The 18,583-nt window shown below is 37.6% G+C and carries 16 protein-coding genes, 1 tRNA gene and 1 pseudogene; 6 read left to right on the top strand and 12 right to left on the bottom strand.

What is annotated here, in order from left to right; all coding sequences use genetic code 11:
- Nucleotides 1-12 precede the first annotated feature (12 nt).
- A pseudogene (locus tag QV04_RS11775) lies at nucleotides 13-179 on the top strand (CRISPR-associated endonuclease Cas2); the annotation flags it as partial.
- Nucleotides 180-494: 315 nt separating this feature from the next.
- Here QV04_RS11775 and folC read toward each other — a convergent pair.
- The gene (folC, locus tag QV04_RS06200; protein ID WP_065231176.1) at nucleotides 495-1,823 is read right to left on the bottom strand and encodes a bifunctional tetrahydrofolate synthase/dihydrofolate synthase; all 1,329 of its coding nucleotides are present in this window, start codon (nucleotides 1,821-1,823) and stop codon (nucleotides 495-497) included.
- Between the two features lie 86 nt (nucleotides 1,824-1,909).
- On the opposite strand from folC, the gene QV04_RS06195 reads away from it, so the two are divergent.
- The gene (locus tag QV04_RS06195) at nucleotides 1,910-2,773 is read left to right on the top strand and encodes a hypothetical protein (RefSeq protein WP_065231175.1); all 864 of its coding nucleotides are present in this window, start codon (nucleotides 1,910-1,912) and stop codon (nucleotides 2,771-2,773) included.
- A gap of 50 nt (nucleotides 2,774-2,823) precedes the next feature.
- Here the strand turns inward: QV04_RS06195 and QV04_RS06190 are convergent, their stop codons facing one another.
- The 3 genes from QV04_RS06190 to sppA are packed head-to-tail and all read right to left on the bottom strand — an operon-like array spanning nucleotide 2,824 to nucleotide 7,107.
- Nucleotides 2,824-4,179, bottom strand: a complete 1,356-nt coding sequence (locus tag QV04_RS06190) for an anti-phage deoxyguanosine triphosphatase (RefSeq protein ID WP_065231174.1) — start codon at nucleotides 4,177-4,179, stop codon at nucleotides 2,824-2,826.
- A gap of 13 nt (nucleotides 4,180-4,192) precedes the next feature.
- Nucleotides 4,193-5,233, bottom strand: a complete 1,041-nt coding sequence (degS, locus tag QV04_RS06185) for an outer membrane-stress sensor serine endopeptidase DegS (protein WP_065231173.1) — start codon at nucleotides 5,231-5,233, stop codon at nucleotides 4,193-4,195.
- Between the two features lie 14 nt (nucleotides 5,234-5,247).
- Nucleotides 5,248-7,107, bottom strand: coding sequence for a signal peptide peptidase SppA (gene sppA, locus QV04_RS06180; RefSeq protein ID WP_065231172.1), 1,860 nt, complete (start codon nucleotides 7,105-7,107; stop codon nucleotides 5,248-5,250).
- Between the two features lie 131 nt (nucleotides 7,108-7,238).
- On the opposite strand from sppA, the gene QV04_RS06175 reads away from it, so the two are divergent.
- A complete protein-coding gene (locus QV04_RS06175) occupies nucleotides 7,239-7,799 on the top strand; it encodes an NAD(P)H nitroreductase (RefSeq protein ID WP_065231171.1) in 561 nt (186 codons plus the stop codon).
- A 51-nt stretch (nucleotides 7,800-7,850) separates the two neighbouring features.
- Here QV04_RS06175 and tyrA read toward each other — a convergent pair whose 3' ends face one another.
- Together tyrA and QV04_RS06165 are read right to left on the bottom strand one after the other, a co-directional pair.
- Nucleotides 7,851-8,978 (bottom strand): bifunctional chorismate mutase/prephenate dehydrogenase, encoded by a 1,128-nt coding sequence (gene tyrA / locus QV04_RS06170; RefSeq protein ID WP_065231170.1) that lies wholly within the window; start codon nucleotides 8,976-8,978, stop codon nucleotides 7,851-7,853.
- A gap of 19 nt (nucleotides 8,979-8,997) precedes the next feature.
- Nucleotides 8,998-10,056, bottom strand: coding sequence for a 3-deoxy-7-phosphoheptulonate synthase (locus QV04_RS06165; protein WP_065231169.1), 1,059 nt, complete (start codon nucleotides 10,054-10,056; stop codon nucleotides 8,998-9,000).
- A 247-nt stretch (nucleotides 10,057-10,303) separates the two neighbouring features.
- On the opposite strand from QV04_RS06165, the gene secG reads away from it, so the two are divergent.
- From secG to QV04_RS06150, 3 genes are all read left to right on the top strand, one after another.
- Entirely contained in the window at nucleotides 10,304-10,660 is a 357-nt protein-coding gene (gene secG / locus QV04_RS06160) for a preprotein translocase subunit SecG (RefSeq protein WP_039135523.1), read from the top strand.
- Between the two features lie 7 nt (nucleotides 10,661-10,667).
- Nucleotides 10,668-10,753: transfer RNA gene (locus QV04_RS06155), tRNA-Leu, on the top strand.
- Between the two features lie 212 nt (nucleotides 10,754-10,965).
- Nucleotides 10,966-11,193: a hypothetical protein gene (locus QV04_RS06150; protein WP_052119452.1), complete on the top strand. Its 228-nt coding sequence runs from the start codon at nucleotides 10,966-10,968 to the stop codon at nucleotides 11,191-11,193.
- Nucleotides 11,194-11,482: 289 nt separating this feature from the next.
- On the opposite strand, the gene hslU is transcribed toward QV04_RS06150, so the two are convergent.
- The 6 genes from hslU to QV04_RS06120 form a co-directional block, all read right to left on the bottom strand.
- On the bottom strand, nucleotides 11,483-12,817 hold the full coding sequence (hslU, locus tag QV04_RS06145; protein ID WP_065231168.1) for an HslU--HslV peptidase ATPase subunit: 1,335 nt from the start codon (nucleotides 12,815-12,817) through the stop codon (nucleotides 11,483-11,485).
- A gap of 14 nt (nucleotides 12,818-12,831) precedes the next feature.
- Nucleotides 12,832-13,356 (bottom strand): ATP-dependent protease subunit HslV, encoded by a 525-nt coding sequence (gene hslV, locus QV04_RS06140; RefSeq protein WP_013745066.1) that lies wholly within the window; start codon nucleotides 13,354-13,356, stop codon nucleotides 12,832-12,834.
- A gap of 219 nt (nucleotides 13,357-13,575) precedes the next feature.
- The gene (locus tag QV04_RS06135) at nucleotides 13,576-15,519 is read right to left on the bottom strand and encodes an LTA synthase family protein (protein ID WP_065231167.1); all 1,944 of its coding nucleotides are present in this window, start codon (nucleotides 15,517-15,519) and stop codon (nucleotides 13,576-13,578) included.
- 104 nt (nucleotides 15,520-15,623) lie between these two features.
- Complete coding sequence (locus QV04_RS06130) at nucleotides 15,624-16,268, bottom strand: MBL fold metallo-hydrolase (protein ID WP_065231166.1); 645 nt, start codon at nucleotides 16,266-16,268, stop codon at nucleotides 15,624-15,626.
- A 26-nt stretch (nucleotides 16,269-16,294) separates the two neighbouring features.
- Nucleotides 16,295-16,855: a YcbK family protein gene (locus QV04_RS06125; protein WP_013745069.1), complete on the bottom strand. Its 561-nt coding sequence runs from the start codon at nucleotides 16,853-16,855 to the stop codon at nucleotides 16,295-16,297.
- Nucleotides 16,856-17,050: 195 nt separating this feature from the next.
- Nucleotides 17,051-18,460 (bottom strand): L,D-transpeptidase family protein, encoded by a 1,410-nt coding sequence (locus tag QV04_RS06120; protein ID WP_065231165.1) that lies wholly within the window; start codon nucleotides 18,458-18,460, stop codon nucleotides 17,051-17,053.
- Nucleotides 18,461-18,583 lie beyond the last annotated feature (123 nt).

The raw sequence follows: 18,583 nt of genomic DNA, 5'->3' as shown, positions 1-18,583 counted from the left end.
TGATTCTTGGTAATTATTCCAGATCAATGGGTTAAACTAAAAACAAAATTATTAGATATTTATCAACCGGAATGTGACAGTTTACGCTTTTACCATCTAGGTAGTAAATGGCGAAAAAAGTTGAACATCATAGCGCTAAACCAGCATTTGATATTTTCCAAGATACGATTATTTTATGATCGCCAACCTATAGTTCCCACTAAAATAGTGTAAGATTAGCGATTCATTATTATTCTTTAAAAATCAATAAGTTAATAACTTAAAATATCCCATTTTTATTTTATGATATACGCGTTCGCTGCATATATGGCGAAATAGATAACATAAGTCTTTATTTTTGCTGATTTTTTATCATATGGTCGGTCGCCTTATGCGCGACCGTGAATTGAAACATCTGCTCATAGGCTAACCATTTTTGATTTAAGCCAATACTAAGTCATCTTATTTGGCATACATCTCTTTTAAACAATTAAGATCCACTAAAAATGTCTTCATTAATAATTACCTAACACATTCAAAAAATCCGCTACTGTGTGAAATGAACCAAAAATCAACAACAGATCCTCTTTTTGTGCCTTATTTAAAGCAATATCTACACCCTGTAACATTGAATTAACCGCCTGGCTTTCTAATAAATCATTATTTTTTTCTGCCACTAACTGTAGCTTCAGTTGTAATTCAGTGGCACTTTGTCCTCTTTCGCCATCTAAAGGAACACAAATCCACGCGGTAATAAAAGGTAACAATGATGCTAATACACCTGCGGCATCTTTATCCTGCAAAATACCACAAATAGCATAAATATGACGGTAATTTGCTTTCTTCTGTGCTAATTGTGTTGCTAAATAACGTGCTGCGTGTGGATTGTGTCCAACATCCAGAACAATTTGAGGTATATTTTTTCGTTCTACATTAAATCGTTGAGCCAAGTTTTGGTACTGTTCTTGACTTAAAAATTGGAAACGTCCGGCTAATTCAACGCCCTGAAGGCTCTGTTTAACTTGTTGCAAAGTAATCTTGAATGGCAGGAACTTTAATGCTGCCAAAGCAGTTGCGGCATTTTGCAACGGAATATGGCAAAGCGGTAAATGTTGCCACTGCTCCGTTCCTATTTGAAAAGTCCAATTCTGCTCAGTTTGTTGCAACGAAAAATCCTTTTCACGATACAATGTTGGGCAGTGCAATTTTTCTGCCACCTGTTTAATTGACATTGGACAATCCGATTCTCCAACAACTAATGGCGTATTTTCACGACAAATTCCCGCTTTTTCAAAACCAATTTGCTCACGGTTATCGCCGAGAAATGCAATATGATCAATATCAATAGAGGTAATAATGGCTAAATCAGTGTCGATAATATTGGTCGCATCCAAACGCCCACCTAAGCCAACCTCAAGAATTATCACGTCCAAATCTGATTGTTGAAACAATAATAGAGCAGCTAAGGTACTGAACTCAAAATAGGTCAAAGATTGATTTCTTTGCTGTTCAATAATTGAAAAAGCCCAACTGTGCATCTGATCCGACAACTCCGCCCCTTGAATGCGAACTCGTTCGTTATAGCGCAAAATATGTGGTGAAGAATAAATGCCGACACGATAACCTGCATTGAGTAAAAGTGATTCCAGCAATCGGCAAGTTGTACCTTTACCATTTGTGCCGGCAACTGTAATCACAAATGCCGAAGGATTTAATAAATTCAATCGTTGTGCAACAGATTTGACTCTCTCCAATCCCATATCAATATTTTTACTGTGCAAACGTTCCAAATATGCCAACCACGTATCAAGTGGTGAATTCTGATCTAATTTTTGCTGCATCATTATCTTATCCTTAGTTTGTGCTTGCGTATCATAGTGAATATTGCCTAAAATCGCCAGCAATCTTACTTTTTTTGCAAGGAATAATTATGTTGTCACTATTTATTGCCATTTTCTGTAGCGTTGCTGTGAGTGTTTTTCTCAAAATAGCACGTTCACAACAGATCGTTATTTCACAAGCCATTGCGTGCAATTATATTATGGCAAGCCTCTTAACTTATTTTATTTTAAGGCCGGATTTTCAAGGGTTATCATTCAGTGATGCTTTGCGGCAAAATGAACACAGCTGGATCTTTCTCTTACTTGGTTTGTTATTGCCCTCTATTTTCTTGGTGATGGCGAAAGCGATAGAACATAACGGCATCGCTCGCGCTGATGCAGCGCAACGTTTATCGCTCTTTTTACCGATCCTCGCCGCGTTTTTACTTTTTGGCGAGCCACTTACTTCACAGAAAGCCATCGCTATTCTATTAGCATTCTTAGCCTTATTTGCTTTGATTTTCAAACATAAAGCGGATGACTCTTCTGGCGGAATAGTGGGTTTTGCGCTATTGCTGTTAGTATGGTTTGGTTACGGCGTGATTGATATTTTATTTAAACAGATTGCTAAATTCGGTGTCGTTTTTCCATTTGCGCTTTTCACCTCATTTATCGTTGCTGGTTGCTTTATTTTTGCTTATTTAATTTTCGCCAAAATACGTTGGCAAGCGAAAAGTATGCTTGCCGGTTTACTGCTTGGCGTACTGAATTTTCTAAACATTCTCTTTTATATCAAAGCACATCAACAACTTAGCCAAAATCCTTCGTTGGTTTTTGCCGGAATGAATATTGGAGTAATCATTTTAGGCGCACTAATCGGGCTATTTGTATTTAAAGAAAAACTGAATAAAATCAATTTTATTGGTATTGGGTTAGGCATTATTTCTATTATTCTATTGCTTAATTTTAAATAGCATCAAAACAATTTCGCCTGTTTATTTAAATTCAGACAGGCGAAATTTATTTATAGTTGCTGATATAGGCGCAAAGCATAAGCATCCGACATTCCAGCAATATAATCACAAATAATTCGTTTACGATGTGTTTCTTCCGCTTGTTGCCAGCGCTTTACCGTGTTTGGCGGCAATAATCTCACTGGATCGGTAATAAAAATTTGGAACATCTCTGTCAATATACGTTGTCCTCGATACTCTATTCGTTGTGTTTTCACCTCGTGAATCACAAATTGGCTGACGAACTGTTTAAATAGGTTCAATACTTCAATTATTTCGAGTGGTAATTCTGCATTAAAACGCAGTAAAGGCTCATGAAATTGTTCATTTTCACGCCAGCGAATATGAGTAATAAAATAATTGACCAATGAACCTATCGCATTTTTACGCAAATAATGTTGATCGGAAAATAGTGCATCAGTTAAGTCGACAATATTACCTCTGATCCAATCCGCTCGACACTGCTGCAACTGTTGCAATGTTGACTGCCACTGCTCTCGATGAACCAAGCCAACCACAATCGCATCTTCAAAATCGTGTACCGCATAGGCAATATCATCTGCCAACTCCATAATGCTACAATCTAATGATTTATAAAGACTTTTTAACGTTTGTTCTGCTGAAATACGTTGAGGAAGTGAGGTAAACAGCTCATAATCTTCGGAAGAAAGTGGCGATAATACCCAGTTAAATACACTTAAATCATCACGAAAAATTCCTTTACCCGGTCGCCAATTTTCCATTTTAACATAGCGAGGATCTTCACTACGTGGCAAATCTAGCTGTTGATATTGTGGGGATACCTGATCCAGAATGACAGGATATTTCAAAATTCCAAGTAAAGTACGGCGAGTTAAATTCATTCCCCATTGTGGCGTATAAGGCTCCAATTTAGTTAAAATCCGAAACGACTGCCCGTTTCCTTCAAAACCACCGCAATCGCTCATCATATAATTCAGCGCGACTTCACCACCGTGACCAAAAGGCGGATGACCAATATCGTGAGCCAAACAAAGCGTTTCAATTAAACTATTTGCAGGCAGCAATTTTTTAATCAATGACGGCTTGATTTGCTCAACATAATCATTGCCTTTCTGTTGACGTAAATGAATAAAAGCATCTTCCAATTTTAGTTGTGAAGTCAAACTGCCACCGATTTGAGCAACCTCTAACGAGTGCGTTAAACGTGTGCGATAAAAATCATTTTCACCAATAGAATGAATCTGTTTTTTCGCTTGTAAACAGCGAAATGCGGCAGAATGCAGGATTCGTCCACGATCGCGTTGATAGGGTGAACGGTGATCGTGTTCTCTGCGAGGATCATTTTGTTGCCTTTCCGTCCAACATTTTGCAATTTCAAACATCATCTCCTGCTCCTATTTAATTGATCGGATACTCCCCTATCTCAACCGGAATATTATAAAGTTTATTTTTCCGCAACACTTGTACGGTAACTACAGCGCCGGGTTTCATATTTCCAACCATATTGACCATTTGTGAAGGTGATTGCACTTCCGTATTGCCAAATTTTACAATGATATCGCCAATTTCAATACCGGCGCGCTGTGCCGGTCCATTCTGACTAAGATTGGTTACTAACACTCCTTTTTGTGAGTTGTCTTCTATCGGCGCACTGGAAAACATTTGACTTTCCACACCGAAGAAACCACGAATAACTCGTCCATCTTGAATAATTTTCTTCATCACAGTATTCGCCAACTTAATCGGTATGGCAAATCCTAAACCTTCTGCAACCACTTCATTTTCCGAACGTCCGATACTTAAAGTATTAATACCTATTAACTCACCTAACGAATTAATTAAGGCACCTCCTGAATTTCCCTGATTGATTGAGGCATCGGTCTGGATAAAGTCCTGTTGTTTAAACTCACTTATAGTATTGCGTCCGGTGGCGCTAATAATGCCTTGAGAAACACTCTGCCCTAAGTTATAGGGATTACCAATAGCTAAAGCAACATCACCGACCTTCACGGCTCGTTCCGGATTTTGTGGAATTGTCGGTAAATCATTGGCATTAATCTTTAATACTGCTAAATCCGTTAACCAATCAGTACCAATAATAGTTGCCTGATAAATCTTACCTGATTGTAGTGCCACAATAATTTGATCAGCGTTTTGAATAACATGTTTATTGGTTAGAATATAACCGTTACTACGCATAATCACACCGGAACCTAAATTATTAACACCGAAATCATTGCGGTTCGAATCTTGTAATGATCTTGTATAAACATTCACTACTGCAGGTGCTGCAATACGAACCGCATCATTATAAGATGCAACTTGTGGACTGAAAAATTTGCTTAAAAAGTGATTGCTACCAGTACCAGATAAGATTAATACTATCAACATTGCCGCTGCTAAACCGATAACAATCGCCTGCAATAATTTTTTAATCATTTTATGCCTTTATATTAATAAGTAGATTGACAATTCAAACAGTATAAATATTGACCCTTAGGATCGGTAAATTGCGTTAGCAATCCTAATTGTTGGTGTATTTGTTTGATTTGAGTAAAATCGACAATACCAATTGAACGCAACAAATCTTGCAGCATACTGCTCTTTTTTTGTCCCAATAATGATAACAATCCTTTACTTTGATCTTCAGAAAGCCATAAAAAACCAATTTGATCATCGGTTAATCCTTTCTCTTTTTCTCTGATTTTTTCTGAAGCTACTGCAATCGCCGTATTAAAATCACCCAACTCATCTACTAACTTATATTTTAATGCATCTTCACCAAGCCAAACACGCCCTTGAGCTATCTTATCCACTTGTGATTTATCCAATTTACGCCCTTTAGCTACTAAACTGATGAATTGATCATAGCCGTGCTCAATCGACATCTGAATAACATCACTGTATTCTTGACTTAATGCCGTAAACGGCGACATTGAAGCTAAAGGTGAAGTCTTCACTCCGTCAGAATGAATACCTAGATTAGCCAAACTTTTCTCTAATGTAACGAATGCAGCAAAAATACCGATTGAACCTGTGATGGTATTTTTATCTGCAATAATATAATCTGCAGTGCTAGCAATCCAATAACCGCCTGATGCTGCCATTCCCCCCATTGAAACAACAACAGGCTTACCAATCTGTTGTAAGTGTTCAACTTCTTCACGAATAACTTCAGATGCAAATGCACTTCCTCCCGGACTATTAATACGTAACACTACTGCTTTTACTGCTGTATTCTCAGCTGCTTGTCGAAGTAAACGAGCAATAGTGTCCCCACCAACATTTTCATCATCGCTCTCACCATCAATAATTGCACCTTCTACACGAAGAACAGCTATATTATTACTAGTAGCATTAGCTGTTTCATAATCCGGTAAACTATATAAATAATTTGAAAAATCAATATATTGATAAGTATTATTTTCTCGATCAGCACCAAACTGTTGTTTTAATGCTGCACTTATCTGATAGCGTGTCGCCACTTCTGTCACCAACTTATTCGTTAATGCATATTGTGTCAAATCACCTTTCAAATTTTTCACTTGTTGCAAAAAGTCATTTGTTGAGGGGAAAATTTGCTCTTGTTTAAGATGACGGTTATTACTCACTGTTGTCTTAATATTATTCCACATTGCATTCAACCATTGGCTTGCATTTTGACGAGCCACTTCCGACATATCATCTCGCAACAAAGGCTCAACTGCGGATTTATAAGTTCCAACTCGAAAAATATGTGGTTGAGCATCAATCTTATCTATCAGCGATTTATAATAGAATTGTTCACTATCTAAGCCAGTTAACTCTACTTGACCTTGACGATGTAAGTAAATTTTATCGGCATAACTGGCTAAGATATATTGTTTTTGTGAATAGTTATCCGACACAGCAATAACCGGCTTACCACTCTGTTTAAACTCATTTAATGCTTCCCCAATAAAAGTTAGAGAAGGAAAATCACCGCCTTTAAAATGATTAAGATCTAGCACAATACCTTTAATACGCTCGTCTTTTTCTGCTTGGGTAATAGCAAAAACCACATCAAATACTGATATTTTTTCTGATATTACTTGTTTCTGGACATTATTGAGTAATGCTTTTAAGCTACTATTTTGATCGCGATTATCCGCCAAAAAACCATCTAAATTTAAACGTAACGCACCCTGAGGTACTGGTTGTTTTCTTTGCTCTTCCACAAATAAAGTACTACTAAATAACAATATTCCTGCAACAAAAAGAAAAACTAGGTTCATTAATACTCGACGTAAAACATTTAAACAATTCCAAAAAAAACGAAGAATTTTAAACACCATTTATACCTTAATTATTAATTTTTTATAGCAATTAAAATAACATAAAATGCTCATCAATAAACGATCTTTTTCGCAGAACAATCTTGTTGCGTGCTACAATACCTTTTCAAATTCTTTAAGGAGAAGAAACTATGCAAGCATTAGATTTGTTATTAAATAGACATTCCGAAAAAAATTTAGTCGCACCAGCACCAAATAAACAAGAATTGGAAACGTTATTGCAAGCTGCCCGCCACGTTCCCGATCACGGTAAATTAACACCTTATCGTTTTGTTATTATTGAAAATGAAGGTTTACAAAAGTTGGGTAATCTTTTAAAAGAGGCCGCTATTGAATTTGATCTCGGGGAAGAAAGATTAGCAAAAGCAGAGAAATTTCCTCAGCGTGCTCCAATGTTTGTCGCTGTTATCGCAGAAATTAATAAAGAAATCAAAAAAGTTCCTGCTTGGGAGCAAATGTTAAGTGCCGGTTGTGCAACCTACGCCTTTCAACTAGCAGCTAACGCTTTAGGTTATGCCAATGTTTGGGTGACCGGTCCTTGGATTGACGGCACTGCATTAAGAAATGCTTTCGGTTGTCGTCCGCAAGATAAAATTGTGGCGTTGGTGATGGTGGGAACAGCTGAAAACCCAAATAGCCGTCCAACGAAAAAATACAATAAAGATAAAGAAAACTTTGTGTCTTACCTCTAAAAAATTTGGCGGGAAATAAAATCCCGCCATTGTGTTATCCGATAACGTTATTTAATCGTGTTTTCGATGATCATATGCCTGTTGTAACAACTGTCGGCTCTCCTGCATAAACTGTTCTGAATAATCTCCGAACCAATGATGAACCTGTTGAAAGACATTGATAAAACCTTGCTTATCGCCAGTTTCAAAAAACTGTAATGCTTGTTGATAACTTTTTTGCAAGGTTTTAATCACTTCAAGATTTTCTGGTTTATCCATAATAATATCGGCATAAAGCTCCGGATCTTGTGCAAATAATCGCCCAATCATTGCCAATTCTAAACGATAAATAGGTGAAGAAAGTGCCAATAAATTTTTCAACTGCACTGGCTGCCGCGAAAGATGTAATCCATTGGCAAAAGTTGAAAAATGACGTAATGCTTGAATATAAGTCATACTATGATCGTGTTCTTGTGGCGTAACTTGATACAATCTCGCTCCCCAAATATAAAATTGATCTAACAACCATTTATAGCATTCAGGATAACGTCCTTCACAAACAGCTATCACTTGCTTAGCCATACTCTCAATATCCGGACCAAACATAGGATGTAAACCAACTACTGCACCTTGATGAATTTCCATCATTTTTGACACTGGTGCCGTTTTTACAGAAGTTAAATCCGCCAATAACATTTCTGGATGTAAATAAGGTTGTAATTTCTCAATCACTGATTCTGTCGCCGTAATAGGCACAGAAATCAGCACCATATCTGCTCCCTCAATGATTTGTTTTGCTTGTTGCCAATCATCACAATCTAAAATTTCTACATTATAACCAGAATTAATTAAATAACGGGCAAATAACCCACCGAGTTTACCACGCCCACCAATAACTACGATCTTTTTAATATTTGGGTTAGTTGTCTTAAAACCATACTGGTTTTCACTATGGTAAGACTCTCTCATCACACGCCTTAACACATCTTCAATTAAATCAGGAGAGAGTCCCATTTTTTCCGCTTCCTGACGACGTTCTAATAACATCGCAGCTTCACGTTCCGGTACATAAATCGGCAAACCGTGCTGATGTTTCACTCTACCTACTTCAGTTACTAGTTGTAACCTTTTGACGAGCAATGCCAACAAGGCCTGATCAGTTTCATCAATTTGCTTACGTAACTCTTGTAATACTTCCACACACTCTCTCCACAATAAATTAACGATCCAATTTAGCTAAAGTATCGTGTATTTTACGCAATAGTGTTTCTGTTGTCTGCCAATCAATGCAAGCGTCGGTAATAGATACACCATATTTCATCTCTTCTCTTGGTTGTTCTGCACTTTGATTTCCAGCATTTAAGTTACTTTCTAACATAATTCCAGTAATAGAACGGTTTCCATCTACAATTTGTTGCAACACATCTTCCGCAACAATTGGCTGGCGACGATAATCTTTATTGGAGTTGCCGTGGCTACAATCTACCATAATTGACGCTTCCAAGCCTGATTTTTCCAACTCTTCTTCACTCTGTTTCACAAATTCTGCCTGATAATTCGTTTTTTTGCCACCACGTAAAATAATATGCCCATCTGGATTGCCACTAGTATGTAACAAATTTACTTGACCTTGCTGATTAATACCGATAAAACTGTGTTCTTGAGAAGCCGCTTTAAGCGCATTAATAGCTGTTGCTAAATTACCATCAGTACCATTTTTAAAACCAACAGCCATCGAAAGACCAGATGCTAATTCACGGTGAGTTTGTGATTCTGTAGTTCTTGCTCCGATTGCTGACCAACTAAAAAGATCTGCTAAATATTGCGGCGTTATCGGATCTAACGCTTCTGTCGCTAAAGGCAACCCCATATGCCCCAAATCCAGTAATAATTTTCTGGCTAAATGCAACCCCTTTTCGACATCAAACGTTCCGTCCAAATTTGGATCATTAATCAACCCTTTCCACCCCACTGTTGTACGTGGTTTTTCAAAATAAACACGCATCACAATATATAATTGATCTTTCAATTCCTCCGACAATATTTGCAATTTTTTTGCATATTCAATTGCAGCAGGGATATCGTGAATAGAACAAGGTCCACAAACCACTAATAAACGTTTATCTCGGCGATGTACAATATCAGCAATTTCTTTCCGAAAACGTTCAATTTTTTGACGTAATGGTTGTTCCAAAGGAAGTTTCGCCTTCAACTCATCTGGCGTAATTAATATTCTTTCATCCACAATATGAACATTGTGAATACTATCTTTTTTCATCTTAAATTATCCTGTAAATTTTTTATTACAAATAATGTAACGATAAAATTACACCTCTTTTTGATAATAAACAAGTACTATTTCAATAACTTTTTCATTTTTTATCTCTATCGCTCATTTTTTTGCCAATCAACTCTTAGTAATGGAAAAAGACTTGCACAACCCAAGCCAATCTTATAATATGCAGCCCGTTAATTTTGGCAAAATGCTCAAATAAAAAAGTTTAACTAAAGCGTGTGATTATACAATGTATCAAATCTTATTAATCATTTATCCTATAGTCGCCATTGCATTAATAGCTTTTATCCTTGTACAACAAGGTAAAGGTGCGGATATGGGAGCATCATTCGGGGCTGGTGCGTCTGGAACTGTATTTGGTGCAAGTGGTGCAGGTAATTTTTTAACTCGCACAACAACAATTTTAGCAATTATATTTTTTGCAATTAGTTTATTACTTGGTAATTTAACTGCACATTCAAGCAAACCAAAAGGTAATTTTGATGATCTTTCAGGCGTTGCTCAACAGATTAAAAAAGAAGAAGCTGTTAAACCTGTAACTGAATTACCTGCAAAACCTGATGTAAATCAGGATATTCCAAAATAAGAATTTCGCTCTGGTGGTGGAATTGGTAGACACGCTATCTTGAGGGGGTAGTGTCTGTAGGACGTGCGAGTTCAAGTCTCGCCCAGAGCACCACGACACCAAAACGGTAGGCTTTATGCCTACCGTTTTTTATTTGTTATTAGCCGTTATTTCCTGTTATTTCAACAACTTATCAATAAAAATCTAAATAAATAAATATCCTGTATTGCGTTTTTTACGTTATCTGTTGTTGAATAACGTGATTAAATCACGCATAAATCACGCACATTTTACGCATAAGTTACTATTAAAAAAAGGTTGTTGATATGGGTTCTATTAGAAAAAATGGTGTTAAGTGGCGCGCCGAGATTTTTAAATTAGGTGTTAGAAAATCAAAATCATTTAAAACTAAGGCAGAAGCTAACGTTTGGGTTGTTGATGAAGAACGAAAACTAGAAAATTATAAAAACGGTATACCAGAGGATATTTTATTTTCAGCTTTAATCAAAAAGTATCAAGAAGAGGTGACGAGGAAAAAAAGAGGTGCTATCTGAACGAATTAGGTTAAATAGACTATTAAAACATCCTATTACTAATTTATATATCAAGGATTAGGCAAGATTTTGAGAATTGGCGACGACTAAAAGCTTATATCTTCCTGGTGATTACAGCTTCAAACCAAAATCTATCATCTTGAGTTAATACTGTGGATCTAATATTCGGACATCTTTTCCTTTTATGTTGATACTCTTATTAAATCAAAGGCCTAGTTTTTTGCCTAGGCCTTTGTTAACCATCAGAAAACTAAGTATCAACTACCTAGCTCTTTTTTATAAAATAATATTATAAAATAAAACGGCTTAAATCTTCATTTTCAACAACGTCGCCAAGTGCTGATTTTACATAGTCCTCATCAATAGTTACTTTTTCACCGCTCATATCAGATGCTTCAAAAGAGATTTTATCCATCAAGCGTTCTAATACAGTATGCAAACGTCTTGCTCCAATATTTTCGGTCTTCTCATTTACACGAAATGCGGCTTCTGCAATTGTAGCAATCGCATCTTCAGTAAACTCAATAGTTACACCTTCAGTCTGCATTAATGCTTTATATTGCTCAGTCAAAGATGCATCCGGTTCAGTCAAAATACGCTCAAAATCCTTCGCACTTAAAGCGCCAAGCTCTACACGAATCGGCAAACGACCCTGTAATTCAGGAATTAAATCTGAAGGACGAGAAACTTGAAACGCTCCTGATGCAATAAACAAAATATGATCAGTTTTCACCATACCGTGTTTAGTATTAATAGTTGAACCTTCCACCAACGGCAATAAATCACGCTGAACACCTTCACGCGAAACGTCCGGGCCACTGGTTTCACCGCGTTTACAAATTTTATCGATTTCATCAATAAAAACGATACCGTGTTGTTCAACCGCTTCAATCGCTTTTAATTTCAGCTCTTCCGGATTGATTAATTTAGCCGCTTCATCTTCGATCAACACTTTTAACGCATCTTTAATCTTCATTTTGCGTTTTTGTGTTTGACCGCTGGATAAACTTTGGAACATTGATTGCAACTGGTTGGTCATTTCTTCCATTCCCGGTGGTGCCATAATTTCAACACCAACCGTGCCACCGGCAGCAACATCAATTTCGATTTCCTTATCATCCAACTGACCTTCACGCAATTTTTTACGGAAAATCTGGCGAGTATTGCTGTGCGAATCATTACTTTCAACATTGCCCCACTGATCCTTCGCCGGAGGTAACAAAACATCCAGAATTCGCTCTTCCGCTGCCTCTTCTGCACGATAGCGATTTTTATTAATCTCAGTCTGACGTACTAATTTCATTGCGACATCAGTCAAATCACGGATAATGGAATCCACCTCTTTACCAACGTAACCTACTTCGGTAAATTTTGTCGCTTCAACTTTAATAAAAGGTGCATTTGCCAATTTTGCCAAACGGCGAGCAATTTCGGTTTTACCAACCCCTGTCGGTCCAATCATCAAAATATTTTTCGGGGTTACTTCGTGACGCAACGGCTCTTGCAGCTGCATACGACGCCAACGATTACGCAACGCAATCGCCACTGCTCGTTTTGCATCCGCTTGGCCAATAATATGTTTATCTAATTCAGAAACTATTTCTCTTGGAGTCATCTCAGACATTTTTTATCCTTTGTTTACGGTAATTCCTCAATAGTAAAATTCGTGTTAGTGAAAACACAAATATCACCGGCAATTTTTAATGATTTCTCAACAATTTCTCTCGCCGATAAATCGGTATTTGCAACCAATGCTCTTGCAGCTGCCATTGCATAGTTGCCACCGGAACCAATCGCCAGAATTTGATCTTCCTCCGGTTGCACCACGTCCCCTAGACCGGTAATAATCAATGACTCTTTGGCATCGGCAACAATCAACATTGCCTCCAACTTACGCAATGCCCGATCCGTACGCCACTCTTTTGCCAGCTCAACGGCACTCTTTAACAAATGCCCTTGATGCATTTCTAATTTACGCTCAAACAATTCAAACAATGTAAACGCATCGGCTGTGCCACCTGCAAACCCGGCAAGCACTTTATCACCATATAAACGGCGCACTTTGCGAGCATTGCCTTTCATTACGGTATTCCCTAGCGAAACCTGTCCATCTCCGCCAACTACTACGTGCCCATTACGGCGAACACTTACGATTGTAGTCATTTTTTCGTTTCCTTTTTTAGTCTATTTAAAAACAATGTTTCCCTATATGGGTGCTGGATAGGAAGTTTCAAGGTAGGTATCATCGAAAGTGATAAATTTTTATCCTAAGTGCAGAATAAAAAGAGAAAAAATCAAAAATGTCTTATTAAGGATAAAACAATGGTGTCTGCATAAATCATAGATTATGCAAACACCATTTTCCATTTTAGTTTCAATAAGTTATTTACTTGGCAAATGATACAATCTGTTTTTATACAAATAACTTCCCCATAAGGCATAGGTTAACGCTTCTTTTTTCATCTGATCTGAAACCTCAGCCGGCTTTAAGCTTTTTTGCGTGGTATCATAAACAAACCCTTGCGGTTGTTTATTTGCTTCCAAAATCACCACTTGATGTTTGTCATTCATTAATGCCATTGATTTATCAAACTGCATTAATGCCCTGTTCGGGCTATATTTAGTCAAATCAAATCCCAACATTGGATATTGTGCATCTATGCCGATTAATGATAACAATGTCGGCGGCATATCTATTTGGCTGACTAAACGATTATCCGCTTTAGCGGCAACACCATCGCCAATAATCAATGCCGGAATATGGAAATGAGCAATCGGCACAAGCACCGCACCCGACACTCGCGAATCGTGATCGGCTATCACCAAAAAGATCGTATCTTTCCAATATTTTGATTGTTTAGCACGTTTGAAAAACTCACCTAATGCAAAATCAGCATATTTTGCTGCATTGTTTCGTGTCGCTTTCGGCTGTTCATAAAGTGAAATTTTATTATCCGGAAATTCAAATGGGTCGTGATTACTTGAACTGAACACTAAACTAAAAAACGGCTTACCTTGTTGCGATAATTTCTCAAACTCCTGATCGGCACGAATAAACAGATCTTCATCGGAAACACCCCAAGTACCTTTAAACATTGGATGAGGATAGTCATTTTCATCAACAATCTCCTCAAAGCCATTGCCATAGAAGAAACTTGCCATATTATCAAAATGTTTTTCACCACCATAAATAAAGGAAGTGTGATAACCGTGACGTTTCAACAAATCAGCGATGGTAAAGAAATTAGTTTGACTATTCGGTAATTTAACCACCGAGCGCGCCGGTGTCGGCGTGAAGCCGGTGATCACTGCCTCAATGCCTCGTACTGAACGCGTACCGGTCGCATATAAATTCTCAAACCACCAACCCTCTTTGCTTAATTGATCCAAATTTGGTGATAGCGGTTTACCATTTAATGCACCGATAAATTGAGCGCCTAAACTCTCTTCCAAGATAATCACTAAATTTTTTGGCTTACCTTGATAGGTCGCTTTATTTTGGCTTAAGAGCGGAATATCACCGTCAATATAGTCGCTTGCCGGGCGCGGATGCAATGCTTTCAGTGTTGATAACATCTCTTCCGGCGGCAAACGTCCATAAACAGCTGCTGCATTTTCCTCATCCCCCATCTGTTGCATAGCAAACAGTACGGAATAACCAGAATTGAGTACTAACGAATTGACCAACGGGTCGGATGAAAACGCCACCATCGATGGATTAATACCACGATGCGCAAAAGTAGAACGCGCACCGATAAAAACAAATGCAGAGGTCAACAATGCCACCAATGGACGGTATTTCCATTTTCCCGCTGTCGCATAACGGGTCACATAACCGGATAATTTCCAATATGCCCAAATCGCCAATAGCGTTACGATCAACGAAATAATCATTGTCGCCAGATGCCCTTTTGCCAACATCGTGAACACCTCTTTCGGATTCACTAAGTATTCAACAAAAAGACGGTTCGGACGAAAATCATAAGTACGGATAAATTCCGGTGTTGCCAACTCCATAAAAAGAATGAATACCGATCCGGCTGTCAATCCAATGCGTAAAATAACTCGCATTACTCTGCCGATCGAGCTGTTATCCAATAATAACGTGGAGAACAGTGCAAACAGACCAAATAACCAACACAGTGACACCACATCCATCCGGATGCCCTGAATTAATAATGGAAACCAACCATTTACCGCATCAACACGTTCTTGCTGCCACAATGCTAATCCGATTCGGCTCAAGGATAAAATTACTAAATTCAGCAAGAAAAAGTAGATCACCGGATAAAGAGAAAATTTTCTAAACATACCACCCTCAGACATAAGTCTCTTTTTATTTCTTAAAATTATTTCTTTAAAGGAATATTACAAAATAAACCTCTAATACCAAACGGTTATTAGAGGTGATTTCAAATAAAGAGTTCAATTTATTCGTCTATTATTTGTGTTGTCAGATAAGGATTATATTGTTTTTCATAACCTATCGTTGTTAATGGTCCGTGCCCGGCAACAACTTGCATATTATTATCTAATGGCCACAATTTACTTTTGATGCTATCGATTAATTCCGAGAAACTGCCGCCTTGGAAATCAGTTCGCCCAATACTCTGTCTGAACAGTACATCACCGGTAAAAGCAATATTTTCAGCCTTATTAATGAACCCGATATGCCCAGGTGTATGCCCTGGCAAATGCAGAACGTCAAATGTTAATTTACCAATCGTGATAACATCACCCTCATTTAACCAACGATCCGGCAACAGTGGCGCACAATAAGGCAAACCGAATTGAGAAGCTTGCTCCGGAAGTGCTTGTAACCAATATTCATCAGATTTCTCCGGACCTAAAATATCAATATTTAAGTCACGTTTTAATTTTGCTGCGGCACCAACGTGATCCAAATGACCGTGCGTTAATAAAATAAACTTTGCAATTAATTTGTTATCTTCTAGAAATTGAAGAATTTTTTCTGCATCTCCACCCGGATCAATAATCGCCGCATTCTTCTCATCATCCCAAACTACTGAACAGTTTTGCTGAAATGCCGTCACCGGAATAATTTGAACATTCATACTCATTTTTTAACTTCTAAACATTATCAACTACCGCGCCACGTTCTGACCGGACCGGTATCAACGTGTACAAAATTACTGCGCGGATAATAACCAACACCGCCGTTTTTTAACGACTGTGCCACTTCACGCACTCTATTTAATGCAACATTATCAATACGAAAATCTATCGCCTGCCCACGCATATGATAACTGTTGCTCGCCACGCCTTTACTGCGACGATGCATTGCCGCATTAGTTGCCGGTGCACGATAACCGCAAATCACTGAAATTTCACAAGAACGTAAGCCTAAACGCGATTGAATTTGGTAAAACTTCATAAATAATTTTGGATCCATATTGTGAACCAAATTACTGCGTCTATCCCGCATTAAATAATTTAATTTTTGTAATTCGGATTTTGCCAATCCTTTATTCGGTGAAAAAGGTGAACTTAATTTTTCACCTGTATTGATATTTTTAAAGTGTAGGATTTTAGGTGCTGCTGTGGATAATGCTGCCAAAGCGGAGTTGGCTACAAATGAGCTTCCTAGGATAATTCCGCCTAACGACAACCATTTACGGCGTGATTGATCAATATTTCCCATTTCCCTTTCCTATCGCTAACTAAAAAACCAGTTTCCTATTTTCAATGTACAAAAATGATTTTATACATCTTCGACTCAAAATAAGTGACTTTGTGGCAACTTTTCTATAGTAAATAGTGAGTCTATAAATAAGAGATTAAAAAAGGCTATTGCATAAAGAATAGCCTTTTGGATTATACTGATTTTTACTGATGATCAAAGCAAATATTGTTGTAATAACGATTTATTTTCTTCGCTTAACGATAATTTTTGATCATAGCCATAAATATCAGCAACAGTATGAACCTTACCTTGAGCATCCGCCCACGCTGTTACATAGTAAAGATAGACCGGATTAGTAGACTGAATCGGCACCGAAGTCGTTTTACGGCTTTTTAGCACTTGTGCTTTTTTATCAACACTCCAACCTGCTTCCGTTAACAATAAAGTCGCTAATTCATCCGATTTATTGACACGAATACATCCGGAACTGATCGCGCGGTTTTTATTATTAAACAGACGATGATTAGGTGTGTCGTGCAGATAAATGGCATCTTTACTCGGCATATTAAATTTAAAATTACCTAATGCACTATCACCACCCGGCGCCTGATGCAAACGATATGGGAAGCGTTTTGCCGTCATATTTTCCCAATCGATAGTGTAAGGGTCGATAGTATTGCCTTTGCTGTCAATGATGGTATAACCGTTACGATAAATATAACTCGGGTCTTTGCGAACCTTCGGAATTAAATCTTCATTAATTAAGCGCACCGGCGCATTCCACGGTGGATTGACCACAATATTGCTCAGTTTACTCATCATTACCGGCGTTTTTCTCGCTTTTTTACCAACAATAACACGTGAACTTAAAATTTCCTCACCGTTACGATAATAATGTAGTTGAAAAGTTGGAATATTCACAAAAATTCCGGTTTCAAAATCCGGAATAAAACGCAAACGCTGTAAATTAATAGCCAATTTCGCTAATACGTTGCTATCCGCTGTTGATTTTGTTAATTCGGACAAAATCGCTTTTTTGGTTTGTGCATAACGATGATTGACTTGATCAAATTTAGCGACAAAGGCTGCCAACTGTTGTTGTGATACCGCATCCAACCACGCATTAATTACCTCATCACTTGGCAACTGTGCACGATAACGATAACTGTCATAAAGCCAATTTTGTGCATTTGAACGCACATTGGAAACATAATTTAAATAATTCAACCAGCTATCACTCACTAAAATATCAGCAGCCAAACTATTTTTCTCTACGTGAGAAAGCCTTTCCAATTGTGCTTTTACATCATTGGAAACATTGGTCAAGCCTAATAACGCATAATCTTGCAAAAATTGATTTTTCGCATTTTCATCTTGCCAAATAGGAGAAAAATCTCTAGCCGCATAAATTTCAGCCAGCTTTTCCGGAAATACCAACTGAACATCCTTCATCACCTCTTTCAACTTCAAAAGCTGTGCCTGTGTTTGATCTTCAGTTACCACTGCAACCGTACTCTCTTCCTGATTATTCTTATTCTCCGTCCCGTTCTCTTCCGCAAACGACGAGGTAATCATCAATGATGAGAGAAACATTGTGGTTAAAACGTGTTTTTTAAGCAACATAATTAACCTCCTGATTAATCCTTAAGTATTGAAATGTTTGAATAATAGTGTACAAACCAACTATAAAATTTTAAATCTATCAAACGCTCTAAATCTAAAAAAGAGGTGGAGAGATAATCCCTC

Source organism: Gallibacterium genomosp. 1 (assembly GCF_001678575.1).
Lineage (GTDB): Bacteria > Pseudomonadota > Gammaproteobacteria > Enterobacterales > Pasteurellaceae > Gallibacterium.
Note: the sequence above shows the minus strand (reverse complement) of the source record. Positions and strands in the feature narration are given on the sequence as shown.